Below are 23,631 nucleotides of genomic sequence, written 5' to 3'. Positions count from 1 at the left end.
AAAAGGATCTGAAGAAAATAAAGGCCAAGATAATCGATTTGAGTAAAATTATCTCGGCCTTTCATTTAACAGCTTATATTTAACGGCTTAAGCGGTGAAGGGCTTAATCTTCGCCATAGCCTAAGGATCGCAGGGCACGCTCATCATCGGCCCAGCCAGATTTCACTTTGACCCAGACCTCGAGGAAGACCTTGTTATCGAACAAGACTTCCATATCCATGCGCGCCTGTGTGGCAATGGTGCGAATGCGCTCGCCCTTATTGCCTATCACCATACGCTTCTGGGTTTCCCGCTCGACCAGAATCAAGGCATTGATCTGATAGACGCCGTTTTCCATCATCTTAAACTGCTCTATCTCCACGGTGGCATCGTAGGGCAGTTCATCCCCCAGAAAACGCATCAGTTTTTCACGCACTATCTCGGATGCCATGAATTTTTGCGACCTGTCGGTCACATAATCTTCCGGGAAGTAATGGGGGGACTCGGGCACAGAGGCCAGCGCCATCTCCATGATACGCGCAATGTTAGTGCCCTGGGTGGCCGAAATAGGCAGGATCTCATCGAAATCAAACTTGGCCGCCAGGGTTTGCAGGTGCGGAAACAGCGCCTCCTTATCCTTGATATTGTCGACCTTGTTGACCGCCAGTACTGTCTTGCGGCCATCATCTCGGCTCTGCAGCTTCTTCAGCACCAGCTCATCGTCGGCGGTCCAGTTAAGGCCGTCGACCACGAACACCACCAGGCTTACCTCGGCGAGGGAGCTGGCCGCCGCGCGGTTCATCAGACGGTTGATGGCGCGCTTCTCCTCGATATGCAGGCCAGGGGTGTCGATAAACACCACCTGACGCGGCCCCTCGGTATGGATCCCCATGATGCGATGGCGGGTAGTCTGCGGCTTCTTCGAGGTAATAGAGATCTTCTGTCCCAGCAGCTTGTTCAGCAGGGTTGACTTGCCCACATTGGGGCGGCCAACGATGGCGACCATACCACAGTAAGTCACCTCATATTGGCTGCTACTGTTGCCACTGTTCATCCGAGCCAGCAGCTCGTCTAAACTGGGATCTTGTGGCTTGTCAGGGGTACTCATCGTTTAATCTGCTCCAATACTTTCGCCGCGGCAAGTTGCTCGGCTTTACGGCGTGAGCTGGCAATGCCAACCATAGCCTCATCTAATTGTTCAACTCTACACTCGACGGTAAAGGTTTGCGCGTGGGCCTCGCCGCTGATGTTCACCACCTTGTATTCCGGCAGCGGCCGCTTAAATCCCTGTAGGTGCTCCTGCAGTAAGGTCTTAGGATCTTTCTGATTGACCGGCTCTATGGTCGCTAGACGGCTCTGATACCACTTGAGGATCAGCTCGCGGCAGATATCGAGGGATGCATCCAGGTAGATGGCGCCTATGATGGCTTCCACCGCATCGGCCAGTATCGACTCGCGGCGGAAACCGCCACTTTTGAGCTCGCCAGGACCCAGCTTAAGATAATCGCCTAATGTAAACTCTTTGGCGATCTCCGCCAGCATCTTGCCGCACACTAAGGTGGCGCGCATCCGGCTCAGGTCGCCCTCGGTCGCCTTGGGAAACTGATGGTACAGGGCATCGGAGATCACGATCGACAGGATTGAATCCCCAAGAAACTCCAGGCGCTCATTGTGCTGACTGGCGGCGCTTCTGTGGGTCAGCGCCTGCTCCAGTAGTTTAAGGCTGTTAAACTCATGACCTAAGATGCGGCACAGGCGCGGCAGATTTTTTATCGGTTCCATCTTAGATTATTCCGCCGACACGGTTAAAGCGCACGCCTGTCGGTACCCAGGAGGGGAGGAAATCGTTAGGGGTGCGATCAAACTCGAAACTTATCCAAATCGCTACCGCCTTACCCACTAAATTGGCTTCTGGCACAAAGCCCCAAAAGCGTGAGTCTGTGCTGTTATCACGGTTATCACCCATCATAAAATACTGGCCTTCAGGCACGATAAATTCGCCCACCTGCAGATCGCCCTGGTTGTAATAATAAGAGCTCGGCTCGCGGCGACCTGGGTTGATTAAGATGTCGTGGCTGACATCCCCAAGCTGCTCGTTATAGCGGATTAGCGGAATATTATCCTGGCTGAACTCGCCCTGATTGACACCGGCGCGGGCCACTTTTTCCAGTTTATTGTCGCACTCACTTTGGCCATCTGGACAGGCCTTTTGAATATAGAGATCTTTATTGCGATAAACGATGCGATCCCCCGGCAGACCTATCACACGCTTGATGTAATCAATCTGGGGATTTTCCGGGTATTTAAACACGGCCACATCGCCACGCTCTGGCTTGCCGGTTTCTACCATTTGGCTGCGCCAGACAGGATCTTTTAGGCCATAACTGAATTTTTCCACCAGAATAAAATCGCCAACCAACAAGGTGGGCATCATAGAGCCTGAGGGGATCTGGAATGGCTCATAGAGGAATGAGCGTAAGATCAACACAAAAGCGATGACCGGAAAAATGGAACGTGAGGTTTCAACAATCGCAGATTCACGAACAATTTTTTCGGCGCTTTCCTCTGTGATCTCAGTGCCAGAGGCCTGGGCGGTCGCCAGCTTCTGCTGCCGCTTAGGGGCCAGCACCAGGGCATCGAACAACCAGATCAAGCCACTGCCCAGGGTGACTAAGACTAAAATGAGGGAAAAATACGCTGCCATAGCTGCACTAACTCCTGAAAAACCTTACTGACAACCGGCCCCTGCCGATATCATAGATGATGTTTATACTGAGACTCTTCTTACTAAGACTCTTTTATACTGAAAGAATGAAAGCGCCGCAAACCGCGGCGCTTAAATATCTTTCACTATTAACAATTATTAACCCAAACGGGATTATTCGTTAAGCTTAAGTACCGCGAGGAAGGCCTCTTGTGGTACTTCAACGTTACCGACCTGCTTCATGCGTTTCTTACCCTCTTTCTGCTTGTTGAGCAGCTTCTTCTTACGGGAGACGTCGCCGCCGTAACATTTCGCGGTCACGTCTTTACGCAGCGCCTTCACCGATGAACGGGCGATGATCTGGCTGCCCACTGCCGCCTGGATCGCAATATCAAACATCTGTCTAGGGATAAGCTCTTTCATCTTATTCACCAGCGCCAGACCGTGATAACGCACATTCGATTTATGGATGATCATCGCCAAGGCATCGACGCGATCGCCGTTGATCAAGACATCCAGACGCACCATGTCCGCCGCTTCGAAACGCTTGAAGTTGTACTCCAGTGACGCATAGCCACGGCTGGTTGATTTAAGGCGATCGAAGAAGTCCATCACCACCTCGGCCATAGGCAACTCATAGGTAATGGCCACCTGATTGCCGTGGTACACCATGTTAGTCTGTACGCCACGCTTCTCTACACAGAGGGTGATCACATTACCCAGATACTCTTTAGGCACCAGAATATTGGTTTCTACAATCGGCTCACGCATCTCTTCTATGTTATTGAGCGGCGGTAGATCCGATGGATTGGCCACATAGATGGTTTCACCTTTGGTGGTCACCACTTCATAGACTACCGTAGGCGCCGTGGTGATAAGATCAAGATCATATTCACGCTCGAGACGCTCCTGAATGATCTCCATGTGCAGCAGGCCCAAGTAACCAATACGGAAACCAAAGCCAAGGGCAGAAGAGGTTTCCGGCTCGAAGAACAGCGAGGCATCGTTGAGGCTCAACTTATTGAGCGCATCACGGAAACTCTCGTAGTCATCGGTAGAGATAGGGAACACACCGGCGTAAACCTGAGGTTTTACCTTCTTAAAACCGGGTAATGGCTTTTCGGCGCCATGTTTAGCCAAGGTTAAGGTATCCCCCACTGGCGCGCCGTGGATCTCTTTAATACCTGCGATAACATAACCCACTTCACCGGTTTTCAGTTCGGCTTTGTCGGTTTGCTTAGGCGTGAAGATACCCACGCGATCGGCAGTATGGTTCTGACCGGTCGACATCACCTTGAACTTATCGCCCTTTTTCAGGGTGCCATTCTTGATACGCACCAAGGAGACGACGCCTAAATAGCTGTCGAACCAGGAGTCGATAATAAGCGCCTGCAGTGGAGCCTCTGGGTCACCTTCTGGCGGCGGAATTTGTGCCACTATGGTTTCGAGCACATCGTCGATACCAATACCGGTTTTCGCCGAGCAGCGCACCGCATCGGTCGCTTCGATACCTACGATATCTTCAATCTCTTCTGCAACACGTTCAGGGTCGGCCTGAGGCAGGTCAATCTTGTTTAGGATAGGCACTACGTCCAGATCCATTTCAAGCGCGGTATAACAGTTCGCTAATGTCTGGGCTTCCACCCCTTGACCAGCGTCAACCACCAGCAGCGCACCCTCACAGGCAGCTAACGAGCGTGAAACTTCATAGGAGAAGTCCACGTGGCCTGGGGTATCAATAAAGTTCAGCTGATAGGTTTCACCATCTTTCGCTTGATAATTGAGCGTCACACTCTGAGCCTTGATGGTAATACCACGCTCGCGCTCCAGGTCCATAGAATCTAAGACTTGCGCCGCCATTTCACGGTCGGTCAAGCCACCGCACACTTGGATAAGACGGTCTGAAAGGGTGGATTTGCCGTGGTCAATATGGGCAATAATCGAAAAGTTTCTAATGTGCTTCATTATGCGAAATGACTAAACTCAAAGTTGAAAAAGAATATAAAAGTGCCGAATTGTACCCGATCGGCGCCCTAATACCAATTGGAATCGGCCGCGGATAACAAATATTACCAGAAGAGTTTTAATCGCTGATCACGGGGTCGAAGTGACGATTGGCTGGCCCAAACGCGAAATGATCACAGGTAAACTGTTTTGCTCTAGACGACGCGCCCAGGCTTTACCGAAAAACCAAGCAGTTACCGCGCCCAGTAGCGCAAATGCCATAGTGCCTAGATCGGCCGAGGCCACACCTATCAGCCCCATGAGAAAATGCCCAAACCCGGCGCCGATAAACAGCCCCAGCAAAGGCAGAAGATAAACCAATGCGGCCGCCTTCAAGATCACGCTCTCAGGCAGCCCGAGTTTTAGCATCTCCCCCTCCTGGAATTCTCCATCGGCGGGGATAGCAAATCTTTGTACCTTTGGGGAGAAGGCCTTAGATACTGCAGAGGTGCCGCAGCTCTCATTGCTGTCGCAATGATTACAGGCATTTTTGACTTTCACCTCGACTGTGATCCAGCCGTTATCGTTACAACGAATAACGGTGGCGACCTCTTCCATCATTGGCTATTACTCAATTGTTATGCTCTTGGCGATGCGCGACAGGGTTTCAACCGGCACCTTGCCCACGGCCACCACTTCAGCGTTACCCACCCGCTCACTGGCAAGGGACAGGCCATTACGTGTCATCAGTTCATTGGGCAGCGCAGTATCGCTGGCACGGGCGACATAGACAGAAATATTTACCAAGCCGTCGCTTAAGGCAATGTATTCGACCGATTCATGACTGCCAATCAATCTGTGATTGTCTTTGAGTAAGATCTTAAACCCCTCTGGCAACCAGGTAAACTGCCAGTTATCGCTCTGCTCACGATCGGGCTGAGGCATTACTGCCGGCCACTCCTGTTTATAGGCTTCGCGCAAAATGGCCGGGGCATCATCGAGCACCAGCAGCTCCACCACTAAGATCTGCTCTAGCAGCTGTTTGTCCTGGTTGATCATGTCGTAACGAAGCGGCAAGAAGGTATCCATATCCAGCCATACCTGATAGCCGTATCGGTTATCATCGATTGGGATAATACGCACCAGTTGACTGGGTCGACCGGCAAGACGCGAGCGACCACCCAGCACAAATTGGTAGCCGGACTCTAAGGCAGAGATATCGCCAGCAAAGGCGGCAGGCAGCAGACCTTGAATACGATCGGCATGCACGCTGTAAGCGGGCTGATCATGTTCGATAAAAGTGACTGTATTGCCGACACGCACCACGTTCTTTGGTGGGCCGTTGAGGTGTTCTAGAAAGGCGACGTCCTGATTCTCAATCTGGCCATGTATGTAGACCAGAGGACGGATATGATCCGACTGCAGGTGGATCAAAGACATTTTAAACTCTTGCGTCTGCAAGGCCTGGCTCATATTTTCCAGCCAAGCCTTAGCCGTCATGTCTGCCCGGGCACTGGCGGGAAGAGAAAAAACAATCAAAGCCAACCAAATCAGACGCAAGATCACTCCTTAAAAAATACTCATCACTTGCTCAATTGCATCAAGAGTGACCAGTACCAATAGCCGTATTACTTCACCGAGTTAGGTGATATCTCACTATTGTCGTCTATATCGGCACCATTATTCAATCTTTGTTGCAACATGTGATCTTGGATGTAAGTGTTGATACGGTAACGTTGTTCCATCACACGCTCATTGTTCATCGCCTGACTCTGTTGCTGTACAGGGCCGGTTTGCAGACTCACGGGGGATGCACTGCCAACTAAAGGACGGGTATTAAGCACAGGCATAGGCGATGCGTCCAGCTCAGGCATCTGGTTATAGTTTTGCACACCGATAACCGCAAATAGCGCCACACTGGCAGCAATAGCATACTGGCCAAACTGTTTGAACATAGGGATGACGTTTGACACCTTGGCTGTAGAGGTCGCTTTGCTCTCTTCACGCTTTGGCGCAATCATGGTTGGCTCGTTTTCTATGGCCGCTGCGATATTGGCGCTGAGATCCAAGTTGATCATCTCAGGCAGTTCACCGCGCATAGCATCACCGATCATGTGATAATCACGCCACTCTTGATGCGAATCCGTATCGGCTGCTAATTCAGCCAAGGTCTGCTCATCGACTTCACCGTCAACGGCTGCGGATACCCATTCCTGACCTAATTTATCCATTTATCACCCATAATAAATTAATGTTGTAGATAACCTTTTTAGCTCTGCAACAAGGGTTGCAGTTGCTTATCAATGGCTTCCCGTGCCCGGAAGATACGCGATCTTACCGTTCCCACAGGACACTCCATCACATTGGCAATCTCTTCATAACTCATTCCATCAAGCTCACGCAGAGAGATAGCCATCTTTAATTCGTCTGGCAGGCCTTCTAATGTATCAAACACCACTTTGCGGATCTCATCGGATAACATCAGACGCTCCGGAGAAGCAAACTCCTTGAGCGCATCACTACCGTCATAATATTCCGCCTCTTCAGCATCGACATCGTTGGCTGGCGTCCGGCGCCCCTGTGCCACTAAATGATTTTTTGCAGTATTGACTGCAATGCGATAAAGCCAAGTATAAAACGCACTTTCACCTCGAAAGTTTGGCAGGGCCCGATAAGCTTTAATAAAGGCTTCTTGCGCTACATCTGCCACGTCCGCCTGATTACGCACATAGCGCGCAATCAAGTTGACCACTTTACTCTGGTATTTTTGTACCAGCAGGTTAAAAGCGCTTTTATCTCCTTGCTGAACTCGCTCAACTAACTGTTGATCACTTATTTGTCCACTCATCCGAGCCGACTACTCCTAAATCTAACATGCTGATTTCTCAGTCGCTCGAATCATATGCGTATATGTAGACTAGCGCTTACAAAAAAAGTTCTGAAGAAATTGGCAAAATATGAATTTATTTTCTACAAGCATACTTGTATCCATAATTCCTGTCTTGGTTTACCATAGACAACAACCACATACTTAACATGATACCTGATGAAACAAGTAGTTGAACACCATTCTGACGTTTTGGTTATCGGCAGCGGTGCTGCCGGTCTGACTTTAGCTTTACATCTAGCTGAAAAAGCAAAAGTTATCTTACTTTCTAAGGGCCCATTGAGCGAAGGTTCAACGTATTATGCTCAGGGTGGCATCGCCTCTGTGTTCGATGAAGAGGATACCATCGAATCCCATGTAGCCGATACTCTGGTTGCTGGGGCAGGATTATGTGATGAGCAAGTGGTCACTTTCACTGCAGAAAACGCCAAGAGCGCAATGGAGTGGTTAATACAGTGTGGTGTCGCTTTCGATAAAGAGGAGAGCGAAGATGGCGATGACAGCAAAGCGCCCTATCACCTCACCCGCGAAGGCGGTCACAGCCACAGACGCATTTTGCACTCCGCAGATGCCACAGGAAAAGCTGTTCAGGTTACTTTACAAGAGAGAGTGATTAACCACCCGAATATCGAGGTGCTCGAACGCTATAACGCCATCGACCTCATCACCAGTCGCAAGCTCAAGCGCTCTGGCAACCGAGTGCTCGGTGCCTATGTCTGGAATCGTGTTGAAGAACATGTGGAAACCATCAAAGCGCGTTTTGTGGCGTTAGCAACAGGCGGATCATCCAAGGTCTACCAGTATACGTCCAATCCCGATATCGCCTCAGGCGATGGTGTCGCCATGGCCTGGCGCTCGGGTTGCCGTGTGGCAAATATGGAATTTAATCAGTTCCACCCCACCTGCTTGTACCACTCAGATGCGCGCAATTTCCTGCTAACCGAAGCCCTGCGCGGTGAAGGAGCCTATCTGCTTCGCCCTGATGGTTCACGCTTTATGCCCGATTTCGATAAACGTGCCGAACTCGCGCCCCGTGATATCGTCGCCCGCGCCATCGACTATGAGATGAAACGCCTCGGCGCCGATTGTGTCTACCTAGATATCTCCCACAAACCGGCAGACTTTGTCATTAAACACTTCCCAACCATATACAAACGCTGTCTGGAACTAGGAATAGATATCACTAAAGATCGTATTCCTGTGGTTCCTGCTGCCCACTATACCTGTGGCGGCGTAATGACAGATCTTCACGGGCAAACCGATCTTAATGGTCTCTATGCCATAGGCGAAGTGGCCTATACTGGCCTGCATGGTGCCAACCGTTTAGCCAGTAACTCACTGTTAGAGTGTCTGGTTTTTGCCAGAGCCGCCGCCGAAGATATTGCCTGTCAACTGAGCAACATTCCTATGCCGGGCGATATCCCAGCCTGGGACGAGAGTAAGGTATCAAACTCGGATGAAGAGGTGGTAATTGCCCATAACTGGCATGAACTGCGCCTGTTTATGTGGGACTATGTGGGCATAGTGCGATCAGATAAGCGATTGGAGCGCGCGCTGCGGCGCTGCGTCATGTTGCAGCAGGAGATACAGGAATATTACAGTAACTTCAGAGTCAGTAATAACTTACTGGAGCTAAGGAACCTGGTGCAGGTGGCAGAGCTTATCATACGCTGCGCCATGGCGCGTAAAGACAGCCGTGGCCTGCATTATAATATTGACCACCCGGATAAATCGGATAACCCCCACCCCACTATCTTGCAGCCAGAATAAGCTAGGGCTATCTCAAAGCGCTGCAGCAGTTAACCAAAGCGTAATAGCAGACGACACAAGTGACGATAACTTGTGTCGTCAAGCATATCCCGCCACACCAAGATCAGATGTTTTCTCGGCTCACGAGTATTTTCTCCGCTATTTGCCTTAACATTGAGATGAAATACCACTAGCCAAGGGCTCACCCAAAGCGTCTTTAAGGCGTTGGCAGAACCGTTATCAGGCTCAGTCACAAGTTCAATGGTTCTACTTGGGATAAAAGCGCAACGCCCCGCCTCATCTACCCAGAAAGCTAAAGACCAGGCGTATAACTTGCGCCACTGCACAATAAACAGCAGTAACACCAGCAGCGCAATAAGCCACTTCACTAACTGAAAATAAAAATGCTCGATAGTTGGCCAAGCCAGAAAAGAACTTAAGCAAATGGCAGCAAAGATGACCAACGACAGGCGTTGGTCGAAAGAGGATGTAAGTGAAAAACTATGGCGCTGGGCGTCCACGAACTTGAACTACCATCTTGGCCAGCTCGGCTTCGGGGCAAGACTCATGACCCATAAACCAGGCAAACAACTCAGGATCTTCACACTCTAAGAGTCGAACAAAAATCGCTTTATCTTCACTGGACAAGGACTCATATTGCGTTTCAACGAAGGGTTGAAACAAGACATCAAGCTCCAGCATACCGCGGCGACACGCCCATTTTACGCGTGAAATGTTCATAGGCTCTGACACACTATTTCTCCCTTAAAACCCTTAGCGTCATATTATGACCAACAAAAAATCCGGCGGACAAAAAATCCGGCGTTAGTGTATCAGTTCGCCTCGAGACTAACATCCTTTAACGCAACAAATCCGGCAACCTGCTGATCTATACCGTTAAAAATATCACTAAAATCGGTCGCCAACAGGCGTTTGACTGCCGGATGCTGGATCATACGCTCGGCAAACATCACATGATATACCTCTTTGATATCCATGGTTTCCCCTAACAGGTGAATGCCATGGTCCAAAATATCTTGCTTATAAATCGCCGGAGCCACGAAGATCCCTTGCTTAAAATAGCCAAAGGCTTTCATCATAGCCGCATCATCAAATTCGCCTAGTATAGTCACATCCAGACCATTCTCATCGAACCAATGATAGAGCTGCTGCCCTAAAGAAGTACGCTTACCCGGAATAAGCAATTTACCTTGCTCTAAGCACTCGGGGAAAGGCTTTGAATAACGTTCAAAAGAGAAGAAGCCGACGCCACATTCACCCAGCTTTTTCGATAAGATCTCAGGGTACTTCAATGACTCACCAGCACAATCTGAGAGGATCATATCCAGCTTATGTGCCCGCAAACGCTCCATTAAACTTTCGTGGGTCGCCTCATAACAGGCCAGCTGCATCGAACCATCGCCCGGCATAACAGAAAGCAGCACACGGCTTGCTAAGGCTTTAGAGAGCGCATCGGCAATCCCCACTTCAAAAAGAATATTATTATCTTTTTGATAGTTAAGAATATCGAGCATCTCATAGCTGAGGCTGAACATCTTATCGGCATAACGAAAGACGAGTTCGCCAAGCTCTGTGGGCTCTAAAGAACGCCCAACACGCTTGAACAGACAGCCTTTTAAACGTGTCTCTAACACGCGTATCTGCCCGGTGACGGTCTGGGGGGCTAAACAAAGTGTCTCAGCCGCTTTCGCGACTGAGCCTTTTTTATGCACCATCCAGAAATAGTAGAGATGGTTATAGTTGAGATGAGACATCAATCCACAAATTTACCCGTTAACTAGTCGGCCATTTTACTTCAGCCGCTGACAATCCATCAAACTGAAAACCACGTCGGTGAGCGCCTCTGTCGACTTAATATCCCCAGCGACGAAGGCCTCACTGACTCCTTTCACCAGATCGTCTCTGTTTGGAATTCTACTTTCGCAATAGGTACGATTCGCCTGTTGAAACCGCTTACCGCTACGATATTTTAAGGCGCGAGACGCATAGCCGCTGGACTCAAGTCTATTGTCCACAGCATAGGGCTTATACATCAAGGCGCCATCGACAACTCCTTCCAGATAGTAATGACAAATATCACTATCAACATCTTGGTTGCAGGCCTCGATTGGCAACGCTTGAGCATTGGCCACCAATCCGAAAGCGAATATCAGCGAAAGCAGAGGTTTCATTAGGCGTTTTCTCCTTTTTCCGGAAGTACTTTCGATAACCAAAAGTAACCAATTAAGGCCGACAAAATAGAGCCGGTTAAGATCCCAAGACGTGCCACATCGGCGTATCCATAACTCTCACCCATAAACGCCAACGAAGAGATAAACATGGACATGGTAAAACCGATACCACACATCACGGCAACAGGAGCGACCTGTCTCCAGCCTATTCCTTCCGGTAGTGCGGCCCATTTCAGCTTGACGGCAACATAGCTAAATAACATCACACCAATGGGTTTACCCAGAAAGAGACCCAAGGCAATTCCGACCGGTACGGGAGACATAAGATCGCCAATACTCATTCCCGACAAATCGACCCCTGCGTTGGCAAACGCAAAAATCGGCAGAATAGCAAAGGTGCTCCAGGGATGGAGTCTGTGCTCAAGATGCTCCGAGGGTGAGGTGCCATCTTTAGCTCGCAGCGGGATACAAAATGCGATGATCACCCCGGCTAAGGTAGCGTGCACGCCAGATTTTAATACCGCAATCCAAAGGATCAGTCCTATAAATCCGTAAGGCCAAATCGCTGTGACTCCCTTACGGTTTAAGCCAACCAATCCCAAAATGGCAATTGCAGCAATAACAAGACTGACAGTAGAGAGATCTGTGCTGTAGAACATAGCGATGATCACCACAACCCCTAAGTCATCGATAATCGCTAGCGCCAGCAAGAAGACTTTTAACGCTACAGGCACGCGGTTACCCAGTAGCGCCATAATCCCCAGTGCAAATGCGATATCGGTCGCCGCAGGGATCGCCCAGCCGTTCTGAGTGACAGGATCGCTAAAATTGAACAACAGATAGATAGCCGCAGGGAAAATCATGCCACCAATGGCAGCAAAAGTCGGCAAGGATGCCTGTTCGCGGCTCGATAACGCACCTTCTAACAACTCGCGTTTCACTTCGAGGCCGATCAACATGAAGAATAAGGCCATCAGGCCATCGTTGATCCAATGTATGAGGGTCTTATCCAGATCTAGGCTGCCAAAGCGCACCTGCATCTCTGTGTGTAAAAAACCTTGATAGATACCTGATAGTGGCGAGTTTGCTAAGATCATTGCAATGACAACTGCAGCCATCAATAAGATACCACCGGCGGATTCCTGGCTTAGAAAATTTCTAATCGCCTTTTCCATATTTAACTCCATAAACACATAATCCATTGAGTCTAGCTGAATACAATCAGGCTGAATAATCGTTTGCGTCTGCGTTAAACATCGGGATTTCCGATGTATCTACTGTAGTAGGCTATAGAGCTGTGATCAACAAAAACCGAACAAAATCTGGTTTTGGCTCCTGAGAAGGTTTATGTGAAAGCGATCACGCTTAAGATCGGAGTATTTGTGGAATTTTAGAACAAATATAATCGATTACTATATCAATATATGATGAAAGAACCAGCACTATCAACTCTGAATTTCCTCACAACGGGAGTAATACTGGAAAATAGTCGACTGAGACTGAAAGCATAACCAAGCCGTCATAAAGCAAAAAAGAAGGCCGATGGCCTTCTCTCTTTCTTCGAATAAACTAGCGCTTTTTTAAATTGCTACAGGCGCCTTAATATTCGGGTAGGCGTCATAACCTTCGAGCTCAAAATCTTCGAAGCGGTAATCGTAAATCGACTCTGGTTTACGACCAATTTTCAATTTAGGCAGATCTCTTGGTTCACGAGTCAGCTGCTCACTAATCTGCTCCATATGATTAGAATAAGCATGCAGATCGCCGAAACTGACTATCACCTCACCCGGCTCCAGGTCGCACTGCTGACACAACATATGCACCAACAAAGAGAGGCTGGCAATATTGTAAGGCAAGCCGAGGAAGATATCAGAACTGCGAATGTAGAGTTGTCCCGATAACTTACCGTTCGCCACATAAAATTGATACAGAAGGTGACAGGGTGGCAGCGCCATACGTCCCTGCTCCACATTCTCCTGGGGGCTGATGGACTCATCCGGCAGGTACTCCACGTTCCAGCCATGAAAGAGAATACGGCGGCTGTTTGGATTGTGCTTTAAGGTATCCACCACGTAATCGATCTGATTGATGGCGCCGCCATCTTTAGTTGGCCATTGAGTCCACTGCTTGCCATAAATAGGGCCAAGAGACCCATCTTCCAGCGCCCACTCATTCCAGATACTCACGCCATTGTCGGTTAACCACTGGGTATTGGTATCGCCCCTTAAGAACCAGATCAACTCATTGGCGATACTCTTAAAGTGCAGTTTCTTGGTGGTCAGCAGCGGAAAACCCTTACTTAAGTCATGACGGATCTGCCGTCCAAATACCGACAAGGTGCCGGTTCCTGTGCGATCCCCTTTCTGCGTACCGTTTTCCAGCACATCCTGTAATAGATCTAAATACGTTTTCATGCTTGCTCTCTTAATCCTGTCATAAACCAATTTGCGGCTTATCTTAAATGCTCAAATGGCCAGCTGCCAAACTTATGCTTTATTCCTTAACCCAGGGCTAACTTAATCCCGGTTAACATAAGCATCACAGCAAAAATTTTCTTCAGCAGTGCAGTCGGCCAAGTACTGGCAGCCTTGGCGCCAAAAGGCGCGGTTAACATAGAGGTGGAGACTATGCCCACCAGGGCCGGTAGGTAGATATAACCTAACATATAATCGGGTAACCCTTGAGCGCCCCAACCTGCGGCAATATAGCTTAAACTACCAAACAGGGCGATGGTAACACCGGTAACAGAGGAAAACCCAATCGCCTGGCGCATCTGTACGCCGCACCAGCAGAGGAAAGGCACTAAGAGTACGCCGCCACCTATCCCCATCAGGCCCGCAATAATGGCAATCACTAAGGCGGATAAAAACAGATAGTTGGTCTTAGGTAAGACACGTTCGCTCCCTTCCACTTTCACCGGATAAACCATCTGAAGCGCCATCAGGATCACGAACACGGCGAAGGTCTGTTTCAGGAGATCTGAACTAAACAGAGATGAGATAAAACCTGAGGATAAGGCGCCGAGTATCAGCCCCGGCAGCATGACTTTCAGCAGAGGCCAGGGCACGTTGCCACGGGAATGGTGTGCCCGAGCTGAAGAGAGTGAAGTTAGGATAATCGCCGCCAGAGAGGTTGCTATGGCAACATGGGTCAGATGCTCAGGCATCACTCCAGAGAGTGGCAGCAGATATAAAAGCACAGGTACGGCGATCAAGCCACCGCCTATCCCGAGCAAGCCCGCCATAAACCCGATAAAAGCCCCTAAAAAAACACAACTTATAAATATAGTTAGCATGAGATAGCGATCATGAAAGGGTGGAAAAGGCTAGCTTAAAGCAATTTGCCGCAGATTTAAATTACGCTCAAATCATTAACATCACAGAAATGATCACAAAAACTCCTGCAGTTGCTGAGAGGTCAAATAATCGCTCACCAACTGCCTGACTTCACCACCATTCTTTAAGGCCAAAGCTTGCGTTAACAGCGCACTGAGATCTGAATAGGATACCCGGCGAATGAGGTAGTTGATCTTAGCAAGGCTACCCTGATTCATGCTCAGCTGCTGATACCCCATGGCCACCAGCAGGATAACCCCTATGGGTTCGCCGGCTAATTCACCACACACGCTGATGGACAACTGATTCTCTTCGCTCTCTTCTCGGGCACGTTTAAGGGCGCGCAAAATGCCGGGATGATAGCAATCATACAGTGTGCTCACCCTAGGGTTATTGCGATCCACCGCCAGCAGATACTGAGTTAAGTCATTCGAGCCAACCGAAATAAAATCGACCCTTTTGGCCACTTCACCGAGTTGAAACAGCAAGGCCGGAACTTCGAGCATTATGCCTATCTTAGGTCTGATCAGCTCAGGATAGAGATCCTGCTTCACTTCTAAATAAGCCTGTTCAAGCAAGGCCACGGCTTGATCTATCTCATCAAGACAACAGACCATAGGCAAGAGTATATGTAGCTGTGAGCCACCCGAAGCTGCCACTAACATGGCACGCAGTTGCACCAAAAAAAGCTCGGGATGATCTAAAGTCAGACGAATACCACGCCAACCCAAGAAAGGGTTCTCTTCGGTAATTGGCAGGTAAGATAACGGCTTATCACCACCCACATCCAGGGTACGCATCACCACGGGTTTATCCTGCACTGAGTTAAGCACCTGACGATACACTTCAACCTGCTCGGCCTCGCTTGGAAAGCGCGTCTGGATCATAAAGGGGATTTCGGTACGGTAAAGCCCGATACCATCGGCGCCCTCGGCAATCTCAGAGGCCAGACTGCTGAGCAAGCCGGCATTCAAATACAGATGAACCCGCAGCCCATCAATCGTTTGCGCCGGCAAGGATAGCTCTTTTGCATAACGCTTTTGCAGTGCCCGCTCGGCGAATATATGACTGCGGTATTCTCTGATGAGTGTTAGCGATGGCGCCACAAATACCTGCCCGCGGGTGGCATTTAAGATTAGCTGCTCGCCATCTATGCCTGCGCTCAATATGCCTTCAACCCCAATCACGGCCGGCACACCGAATGCTCTGGCTAAGATGGCCGCATGGGAGTTAACTCCGCCCAGCTCGGTGACTATGCCCACCAACTTGTGCTGTGGAAACTCGGCAAGCATGGTCGCCGTCGCCTCTTTAGTCACTAAGATGATGGGCTTTTCGGGCTGAACGTGCATTTTTTGCGGCTCAATCAGCTCGCGCAGCACACGCTGCCCAAGGTCGCGAATATCATTGGCCCGCTCCTGCAGATAGGCATCCTGCATCTGCATAAAATGATCGACATAACGCAGCGATACCCGACTGACGGCCGAAACAGCACACCAGCCAGAATCAATCTCCCGGACATATTCACCGCCCAGACTGGCATCATCGAGCAGAGACAGGAGCGCAGAAAAGATAGACTGCACCTCTTTTTCATTCTCACCATCGAAACGCTGTGACAGTGCGCTCAAGGTATTGCGACAGGCACCGAGCGCCTGCTGCAGTTGCTGCTGCTCATGGGCGATATCGCTGGCTTTTGTCTGCGCTTGCTCCAGCGAGATATCACCACCTATGACCATGGCATTCGCAATCACTATTCCATTGGCGGCAGCAGTACCACTATAGAAACATTGATCGGGCGAGGCTTTTTCCGCTTTCTTTCGCTGCTCTCGCACGGCAACGGCAAGCTGGGCTGCGAGCGTCATCAAAAACGCCTCTTCGGCCTCTGTAAACTGCCGCTCATCGCCTTGCTGAACAACCAGAACGCCTAAGATAAGTTTTTGATAGATGATGGGGACAGCCAGAAAAGCCCTAAAATCCTCTTCGGCGGCTTCAGTGAAGAGTTTGAATCTGGGATGCAGCTGAGCATTGGCAAGATTGATAGGTTCTTCGCGTTCGGCCACCAGCCCCACTAGGCCTTGGCTTAGGGGCATCTTTACATAACCAACGGCGTTAGGATCCAAACCGTCGGTGGCAGACAGAACCAGTTGCTGATCTTCGAGAATATAAATGGAGCAACACTGAGTTTCCATGGCAGACTTGGTCTGCCTGACCAAAAGAGACAAAGCGGATTGGAGATCGGCGGCAGCGGCAACAGCCTGAGTAATATCCCTAAGCGTTTTTAACACAGCCACCTCTCCTTATCGTCTCTCACTGCTATTCCTCACTGAATAACAGAGTTAATTATCTGCGGCGTCCTCTTTTCCTGCCAGAATGTCGATTGCTGTGAGGCGAGTCCTGGGTTTGAAAGGATAATGCCGTCGGCGCAAACTCTTTCATCACTTTACGATAGACATCTCGTTTAAATGACACAACCTGTCTGACCGGATACCAGTAACTGACCCAACGCCAATCATCAAACTCAGGATGACCACTGGCACTGAGATTAATCGCAGACTCCTGGCTTTTTAATTGCAGTAAAAACCACTTCTGCTTTTGACCAATACACAAAGGTTTACTGTCTTGCCGAATTAAGCGTTTCGGTAATCTATAACGCAACCAGGAACGGGTCGAAGTTAAAATCTGCACATGCTCTGCTTTTAACCCAACCTCTTCATACAACTCCCGATACATGGCCTGTTCGGCAGTTTCGCCGTCATCTACGCCACCTTGTGGGAATTGCCAGGAATGCTGACCAAATCTTCTAGCCCACATAACCTGCCCAAAGCGATTACAGATAATGATGCCTACATTTGCACGAAAGCCGTCACTATCAATCACATGGACTCCAAATTGAAAAATTTTAATAATTCGATTGTTTCACAAAGCTGCGTTCTCGGCAATTGTCTATTAACAGATATGAGGTGAATAAAAAATAATTTTTTTCATTCTTATCAACAGAAATAGGGGAGTAAAAGATGAATATCCACAATTTCTGTGGATATCTCTGTTTGAAACTCAGTTTAAAGTGTTATTTAGATTACTTTTACAACTAAAAACGAAAGTTGACCCACTCAAACCAAAAAATATAACACCATGTTATAAAAAGAATATTTCACTCTAAATTAGATCTGGAGCGGATAAAAATAAATGACTGCTTCAATTTTAACCAAAAATACAATTTTGACTTATGAGTCCAAATCTGCAACCAGGTTATTCACAGCATCGATAAAGTTGCACCAATTACCCCGAGTAAATTCGCTTCAACTCGCTGTTTAAAACCTAACTTTCACTAAACTTAAACCCTTCCTTGTCAGTTATCCAATATATCTGTGGATAACCATGTTAGGAAGAGTGGGGATATAAATGGGTAATTCGGCACCGAGTAAAACATCTCATCATCAGCATGCAAATAATTTCTTTTAATTCATTGGTTTAAATAGAGCCCTCCTGATGTTATCTTAACTTTGTTATTAAAAGGTTATTTTTTATACAGAGTTGCTTAGTGGAATAACTTAGGTAAAATCCTCCCATGATCACCACTCCCACTTCACCTAAATCCGTTGAAGAATTGATGCAACGGGCCCAAGAGATGGCAGGCCTGACTTTGGGTCAGCTCGCTGACTCGCACCATATCAAGGTTCCCAGAGATCTAAAGCGCGATAAAGGCTGGATAGGTCAGCTCATTGAATACGAATTAGGCGCCCAGGCCGGCTCTAAACCCGAACAGGACTTCTTGCACTTAGGCATAGAGCTAAAAAGCATCCCGGTCGATGACTGCGGTAAACCAATGGAAACCACCTATGTGACTGTCGCTCCGCTGATCAATATTCAGGGACTGAGGTGGGAAGAGAGCCTAGTTTTTCACAAATTACAGCGTGTACTTTGGATCCCTGTCGAAGGAATGCGCGATAAGCCGCTGGCGAACCGCCAAATAGGTATGCCTATTCTGTGGACGCCATCGGCACAGGAACAGGCCATGATCCGCCAGGATTGGGAGGAGATCATGGAGTTGATTGCTTTAGGTAAAGTCGAGCAGATCACCGCCCGTCACGGCGAAGTGTTACAGCTGCGGCCAAAGGGCGCCAATAACCGCTCTGTTACCCAGGGAATCGATGCCCAGGGCAATACCAAACTCATTAATCCCCGTGGGTTTTATTTAAAGATCCCCTTTACTCATAAGATCCTTCAACGCCACTTCGGTTAGCCTGTGTTAATAATCGCCTCCTCAAAGCTGCGACATAGACGCAAGCGCAGAAAACTTGCGACGGCAAGGGTTACAACAGATGTGCAATGAAAACTCAATAAAATAAAAACAATTTATGGCTTTTAATCAGCATGATGAGATTTTATTTCGCCGATCTGGACTTCATTTGACCTTTATCACAATTATCACTGGAAATTGTAGGGATGTTTTCTATACACTAGCGCATCTTAAAAGATTACTCGTATTCAGGATTTTTTCTTTACCGTGAGAGCACACAGACAAGCAAAGAAATTAACGTTTGCCATTGTCGCTTGGACAATTGCCATGGCGTCCTTTGTCTTTTTCCGCTATTCACAGGCACCTGAATTACCACAATGGGCAGTAGGGTCAAGTGATCTTGCTACTTTATCTATCTACATGGGGATTATTTTCGGTAGCCTGCATTGGATGTCAAACTTGATCGCAGATTTCAGTGCGATCAACCGTATGCCCTATCTGTTTTCGGTGATCTTTAAAGGGCTTTTCCTGCTTCTGGGCGCAACCACCCTCGCCTACATTACTCAGTTTCTTAATATGTGGGCCATAGAAAACCACATGACAACCCTAAGACAGATGCTGACAGCGCACATACTCTATAGCCCAGCATTTCAGGCGCTGATGATCTATTTAGTGGCTGTGCGTATCGGATTGGCCTTTATCGAACAGATGGCACTGCTGGTTGGCCCTAAGGTATTGCTCAACATAGGGCTGGGTAAATATCACCGTCCACGGTATGAGCAACGCCTGTTTCTCTATCTGGACATGGTGGCGTCCACCAGCCACGCCGAATCCTTAGGGGATTATCGCTTCAGCCGCCTGATCCAGGACTGCTTTAGCCTGTTATCTGACACCATAGTCAACAATGAAGCCGAAATTTATCGCTATATGGGTGATGCCGTCTTGATCTATTGGCCGTTAGAGGAAGGGGTAAAACTGGATCGCAGCTTCAATATCTATTATGAGTTTAGTCAGCAGCTGAGTTGGCAAAGACGCTATTTTGAAGAGCAGTACGGCTTCGTGCCAAAATTCAAAGCCGCCGCCCACTGTGGCCAGGTGGTTGCCGCCGTCGTGGGTGTACAGAAGCAGGAGATCAGTTTCTTCAGCGATGTACTTAATACGCTTGCCCGTCTGCAGGATCAATGCAATCCACTGGGACAACGTATGCTGATCTCAGGCTCGCTCTACTCCCAGTTAGATACCAGCAGCAGCGACTATCTGTTTAAAAAGCTTGGGCCGGTAAAACTCAAGGGCAAACAGCATTCTATCGAGGTCTATGGTGTCTCGGTGAAAACATCAGACAACTAGTCATCAAGGCGCTCGCCAAACAAGTTTCATTGATTCAGACTGCCAGGCTTAAGACTCACACTTGAAGGCAAAGCCTTAAGCTCAAGTGATGGGTCAAATCTAGTATTCGACTTTGCCGAGCTAGTTAGCTTTAGCCTCTCCCATCAATAACTTTTCGATCGCCTGACCTAAGGTTCTAAAGGTCATGATCCGGCTCGATGTCTGACGCCAGACTAAGCCGATATCCCGATAAGGCGCCTCGCCCAGTGGGGTTATTACTGTTAAATCAGTATCATTTAAGATACCCGCATCTATCGCCATCTGGGGCAGAAATGTTGTGCCTAGCTTGCTGTTCACCATCTGCACTAATGTATGCAGACTGGTTGCCGCAAAGGGATTGATTTTGTCACTGTCACCCAAACGGCAGGCACTGATGGCATGGCCGGTAATGCAGTGCTCCGATTGCAGCAAGAAGATGCTCTCATCGGGTAACATCTTGTAGTCTATGGGCTGGTGAATATCTGCCGATAAATCTTTGTGGATCACCATTTTAAAAGGATCGACACCCACTTTCATACTGTGATAACCGCTGGTATTGGCCGGCAGGGCGACTAACAGCAGATCTAACTCCCCTTTACCTAAAGCATTGAGCAGCCGCTCCGTGGTGTCTTCCTTTAAAAAAAGGGTCAGCTTAGGGTAATGAGCCTGACAATGTTTGACCACGCGGCTGAGCAAAAATGGCGCTATGGTTGGAATACAGCCAAGACGGATCCCGCCTGTCATAGGTTCTCCCTGGTGTTTAACCAGTTCGACCAGATCATCAACATCGGTGAGTAGCTTGCGTGAGCGCTGCACCACCTCTTCGCCGATTGCGGTAAAAATAAAGGATTTATGATCCCGCTCAATCAACTGATGCCCCAACTGCTCCTCAAGGTTTTGGATGCCGCTTGAGAGGGTAGATTGGCTGACATGGCATAGCTTGGCCGCGCGGTTGAAATTCTGTTCCTGGTATAGATTTACCAGATAATAGAGGTTTTTTAGACTCGGCAAATGTTTCATAAAATCGATTACCAATCCGTTTTTATATTTATATACTCAATCTTACTCTAGCATACTCACCTCACCCCAGCCCGCTGTCATCACACAGTTTTGTGAGCCTAAGCGCAAAACTCAGTCAATTCAAACTGGCTAAAATAGGGCAATAAAAAAACCCGATGATCTCTCATCGGGGTCTTGAAATTTGTGCTGGCTTTCGCGCTGTTTAAATCAATCAGGCTTTCGCCTCGAGGTAATGCTTTAAACTGGCCAAGTCACTGCTGGCATAGTCGACTATCACCTGTAACCAGGTTTCATGCTCTGCATCCCACTCTGGCGCTTCACCATGCTGCAACAACTGTGCGTACTGTTGGATACGCTTTAATCCTACTGAACCCGCCGCACCCTTAAACTTATGTGCTTCAGAGCATAAGGTTTCTTTGTCCTTGGCAGTTTGAGCCTTGACCAAATTGCCAACATATTCAGGCATCAGCTGCTCAAATAAGACAACACTTTTAAGTAGAGTGCCGGCGCCGATAGCACTACAGTACTGCTCAAGTGTATTGAGATCCAATATCGATTCTAACTCTGCTGTCGCCATATTAAGGCACCCCTTATAAATAATGCTTTACTAATGCAAAAACTAAACTAAGCACATAATACAGCCTATTGTTGAAGGTGCAACCAATAGACCTATTTAAAGGTAAAAACCTTTGATTCTTTAACTATTTATTAACCAAGTGGTAATCAAAATGATCTAACTTTCACTATTTATTGCCAGATTAATTAAACTTAATTAAAAGTAAAATCAGCTCAAATAATGACCCTGTCCACCCTTAGCCTCAAGGTCATCGACAATGGCAACTAATCCATCCCAGCGAAAAGCACACCAATCAGGGGCCAGTAACATAGGCTTCTTAGCATAGGCAGTAACACGGTGAAAAACTATCTCCTTGGGCGTATAACGAATAAGCTCGGCAACGCTGTAGGCATACTCCTTAAGCGAGAGTAATTTCAATCTATCCGCTCGCCAAGCCTTAGCCATAGTGCTTCCCTCTACAACATGCAGAGGGTGGATCTTAAGTCCATCAACACCGCAAGCGAGCACAGCCTTGTGGGTCGCGAGATAATCTTCATGGGTCTCGCCAGGCAAACCTAAGATAAGATGAGTACACACCTTAATACCGGCGCGGCGGGCACGGCGCACCGTATCCTGATATTCACTAAAACCATGACCACGATTGATGCGTCTTAATGTCTCGTCATTGGCGCTTTGCAGCCCGAGTTCCAACCAGACTTCGAGCCCTTTTTCCTGATAACTTGCTAACAGTTCAATCACGTCATCCGGTACGCAATCGGGGCGGGTTCCCACACACAAGCCGACTATGTCCGGGTCTTGAATCGCTTCATCATACTTGTGTTTCAATACCCTATATTCATCATAAGTACTGGTATAGGCTTGAAAGTAAGCGATAAATTTAGAACTCTTGCCTTTTGATCGCGCACGACCTTTCGCCAACTGCTCTGCGATCGAATCGATTGTCCCGTGTTCGTGACTGAAAGACTTCACATTACAGAAAGTACAACCACCACGCCCCAAAGTGCCATCACGATTCGGACAGGTAAATTTTGCATCTATGGTCAGTTTCTTAAGACGCTCTCCATACCTTTGTCGGCACTGGACACCGAAGGTATTAACATGACTATCCAGACCCACTCAGCTCATCTCATTAATTTAACGAATGCTGATTTTATCTAATCTGCTATAGCTAAACTTTGTGCTTCTTCAAACATCCCGACAAACATCCCAACAAAAATGATTAAGAAGAAAACTTTGCGCGAGAAATCACAATGTTAAGCAACTCAAATGAGTATGATGGAAAGTTTACGCACAAGCATACCTGTAATTCCATTCACCATTACTGCAATAAAAATCATTTTTTCAAAATAAAAATTTCAACAACATTTTGTTACGCCAAAGTTAACCAAATTATTAGTAAATTCAAAAATTGCTTTTATTCATAATGTTATACAAGCAAAAACACAGTTAACGTTAACGTTAATTGATAACAAATCCCAATTAAAACACTTCTAACCACACTATTTTTATGCATAAATTTGGATTGACCTTTTATTGTGCAAAAGTTAATTTGATTGGTTCGGGTGTATGTCAATCGCTGTAACTTTCCCCTAGGAAATATGAGTAGGCCCCGAGGTAGTATGAGTAGGCATTAGCAGTATTA

At 48.0% G+C, this 23,631-nt stretch carries 23 protein-coding genes; 3 read left to right on the top strand and 20 right to left on the bottom strand.

What is annotated here, in order from left to right:
* Nucleotides 1–103: 103 nt before the first annotated feature.
* The 8 genes from era to rpoE all read right to left on the bottom strand — a co-directional run bounded on the left by era (nt 104) and on the right by rpoE (nt 7,475).
* Nucleotides 104–1,087: a GTPase Era gene (gene era / locus LZP69_RS07720; RefSeq protein WP_234199661.1), complete on the bottom strand. Its 984-nt coding sequence runs from the start codon at nt 1,085–1,087 to the stop codon at nt 104–106.
* Nucleotides 1,084–1,761, bottom strand: a complete 678-nt coding sequence (rnc, locus tag LZP69_RS07715; RefSeq protein ID WP_234199660.1) for a ribonuclease III — start codon at nt 1,759–1,761, stop codon at nt 1,084–1,086. Before rnc ends, era begins: the two co-directional genes overlap by 4 nt.
* A gap of 1 nt (nt 1,762) precedes the next feature.
* Complete coding sequence (gene lepB / locus LZP69_RS07710; protein WP_234199659.1) at nt 1,763–2,683, bottom strand: signal peptidase I; 921 nt, start codon at nt 2,681–2,683, stop codon at nt 1,763–1,765.
* Nucleotides 2,684–2,857: 174 nt separating this feature from the next.
* The gene (gene lepA, locus LZP69_RS07705; protein ID WP_234199658.1) at nt 2,858–4,648 is read right to left on the bottom strand and encodes a translation elongation factor 4; all 1,791 of its coding nucleotides are present in this window, start codon (nt 4,646–4,648) and stop codon (nt 2,858–2,860) included.
* Between the two features lie 129 nt (nt 4,649–4,777).
* Nucleotides 4,778–5,248, bottom strand: a complete 471-nt coding sequence (locus LZP69_RS07700) for a SoxR reducing system RseC family protein (RefSeq protein WP_234199656.1) — start codon at nt 5,246–5,248, stop codon at nt 4,778–4,780.
* Between the two features lie 6 nt (nt 5,249–5,254).
* Complete coding sequence (locus LZP69_RS07695) at nt 5,255–6,187, bottom strand: MucB/RseB C-terminal domain-containing protein (RefSeq protein ID WP_234199654.1); 933 nt, start codon at nt 6,185–6,187, stop codon at nt 5,255–5,257.
* 68 nt (nt 6,188–6,255) lie between these two features.
* Complete coding sequence (locus tag LZP69_RS07690) at nt 6,256–6,858, bottom strand: sigma-E factor negative regulatory protein (RefSeq protein ID WP_234199652.1); 603 nt, start codon at nt 6,856–6,858, stop codon at nt 6,256–6,258.
* Nucleotides 6,859–6,896: 38 nt separating this feature from the next.
* Entirely contained in the window at nt 6,897–7,475 is a 579-nt protein-coding gene (gene rpoE, locus LZP69_RS07685; RefSeq protein ID WP_234199650.1) for an RNA polymerase sigma factor RpoE, read from the bottom strand.
* Nucleotides 7,476–7,673: 198 nt separating this feature from the next.
* On the opposite strand from rpoE, the gene nadB reads away from it, so the two are divergent.
* Nucleotides 7,674–9,284, top strand: coding sequence for an L-aspartate oxidase (gene nadB / locus LZP69_RS07680; RefSeq protein WP_234199649.1), 1,611 nt, complete (start codon nt 7,674–7,676; stop codon nt 9,282–9,284).
* A gap of 29 nt (nt 9,285–9,313) precedes the next feature.
* Here nadB and LZP69_RS07675 read toward each other — a convergent pair whose 3' ends face one another.
* The 9 genes from LZP69_RS07675 to rppH all read right to left on the bottom strand — a co-directional run bounded on the left by LZP69_RS07675 (nt 9,314) and on the right by rppH (nt 17,664).
* A complete protein-coding gene (locus LZP69_RS07675) occupies nt 9,314–9,784 on the bottom strand; it encodes a protein YgfX (RefSeq protein WP_326490253.1) in 471 nt (156 codons plus the stop codon).
* Complete coding sequence (locus tag LZP69_RS07670) at nt 9,765–10,004, bottom strand: FAD assembly factor SdhE (RefSeq protein WP_234199898.1); 240 nt, start codon at nt 10,002–10,004, stop codon at nt 9,765–9,767. Before LZP69_RS07670 ends, LZP69_RS07675 begins: the two co-directional genes overlap by 20 nt.
* 92 nt (nt 10,005–10,096) lie before the next feature.
* Nucleotides 10,097–11,038 carry a transcriptional activator NhaR gene (gene nhaR, locus LZP69_RS07665; RefSeq protein ID WP_234199647.1) on the bottom strand — a complete coding sequence of 314 codons (942 nt, stop codon included), beginning with the start codon at nt 11,036–11,038 and terminating at the stop codon, nt 10,097–10,099.
* 36 nt (nt 11,039–11,074) lie between these two features.
* Entirely contained in the window at nt 11,075–11,455 is a 381-nt protein-coding gene (locus tag LZP69_RS07660; protein ID WP_234199646.1) for a hypothetical protein, read from the bottom strand.
* Nucleotides 11,455–12,630: a Na+/H+ antiporter NhaA gene (gene nhaA, locus LZP69_RS07655; RefSeq protein WP_234199645.1), complete on the bottom strand. Its 1,176-nt coding sequence runs from the start codon at nt 12,628–12,630 to the stop codon at nt 11,455–11,457. Before nhaA ends, LZP69_RS07660 begins: the two co-directional genes overlap by 1 nt.
* 405 nt (nt 12,631–13,035) lie before the next feature.
* Nucleotides 13,036–13,869, bottom strand: a complete 834-nt coding sequence (locus LZP69_RS07650; protein ID WP_234199644.1) for a thymidylate synthase — start codon at nt 13,867–13,869, stop codon at nt 13,036–13,038.
* An 86-nt stretch (nt 13,870–13,955) separates the two neighbouring features.
* Complete coding sequence (locus tag LZP69_RS07645) at nt 13,956–14,750, bottom strand: sulfite exporter TauE/SafE family protein (RefSeq protein ID WP_234199643.1); 795 nt, start codon at nt 14,748–14,750, stop codon at nt 13,956–13,958.
* Between the two features lie 93 nt (nt 14,751–14,843).
* On the bottom strand, nt 14,844–17,072 hold the full coding sequence (ptsP, locus tag LZP69_RS07640) for a phosphoenolpyruvate--protein phosphotransferase (protein WP_234199641.1): 2,229 nt from the start codon (nt 17,070–17,072) through the stop codon (nt 14,844–14,846).
* A gap of 55 nt (nt 17,073–17,127) precedes the next feature.
* Entirely contained in the window at nt 17,128–17,664 is a 537-nt protein-coding gene (gene rppH / locus LZP69_RS07635; protein ID WP_234199639.1) for an RNA pyrophosphohydrolase, read from the bottom strand.
* A gap of 691 nt (nt 17,665–18,355) precedes the next feature.
* On the opposite strand from rppH, the gene mutH reads away from it, so the two are divergent.
* Together mutH and LZP69_RS07625 are read left to right on the top strand one after the other, a co-directional pair.
* Nucleotides 18,356–19,030 (top strand): DNA mismatch repair endonuclease MutH, encoded by a 675-nt coding sequence (gene mutH / locus LZP69_RS07630; protein WP_234199638.1) that lies wholly within the window; start codon nt 18,356–18,358, stop codon nt 19,028–19,030.
* A 264-nt stretch (nt 19,031–19,294) separates the two neighbouring features.
* Entirely contained in the window at nt 19,295–20,374 is a 1,080-nt protein-coding gene (locus tag LZP69_RS07625) for an adenylate/guanylate cyclase domain-containing protein (RefSeq protein WP_234199636.1), read from the top strand.
* A 120-nt stretch (nt 20,375–20,494) separates the two neighbouring features.
* On the opposite strand, the gene oxyR is transcribed toward LZP69_RS07625, so the two are convergent.
* The 3 genes from oxyR to LZP69_RS07610 all read right to left on the bottom strand — a co-directional run bounded on the left by oxyR (nt 20,495) and on the right by LZP69_RS07610 (nt 23,105).
* Nucleotides 20,495–21,412 carry a hydrogen peroxide-inducible genes transcriptional activator OxyR gene (gene oxyR, locus LZP69_RS07620; RefSeq protein WP_234199634.1) on the bottom strand — a complete coding sequence of 306 codons (918 nt, stop codon included), beginning with the start codon at nt 21,410–21,412 and terminating at the stop codon, nt 20,495–20,497.
* A gap of 211 nt (nt 21,413–21,623) precedes the next feature.
* Nucleotides 21,624–21,989 carry an Hpt domain-containing protein gene (locus LZP69_RS07615; protein WP_234199633.1) on the bottom strand — a complete coding sequence of 122 codons (366 nt, stop codon included), beginning with the start codon at nt 21,987–21,989 and terminating at the stop codon, nt 21,624–21,626.
* A gap of 207 nt (nt 21,990–22,196) precedes the next feature.
* On the bottom strand, nt 22,197–23,105 hold the full coding sequence (locus LZP69_RS07610) for a TIGR01212 family radical SAM protein (RefSeq protein WP_234199631.1): 909 nt from the start codon (nt 23,103–23,105) through the stop codon (nt 22,197–22,199).
* Nucleotides 23,106–23,631: the final 526 nt, after the last annotated feature.

The organism is Shewanella sp. AS1 (assembly GCF_021412565.1).
Taxonomy (GTDB): domain Bacteria; phylum Pseudomonadota; class Gammaproteobacteria; order Enterobacterales; family Shewanellaceae; genus Shewanella.
This window is presented reverse-complemented; position numbering and strand designations above follow the sequence as displayed.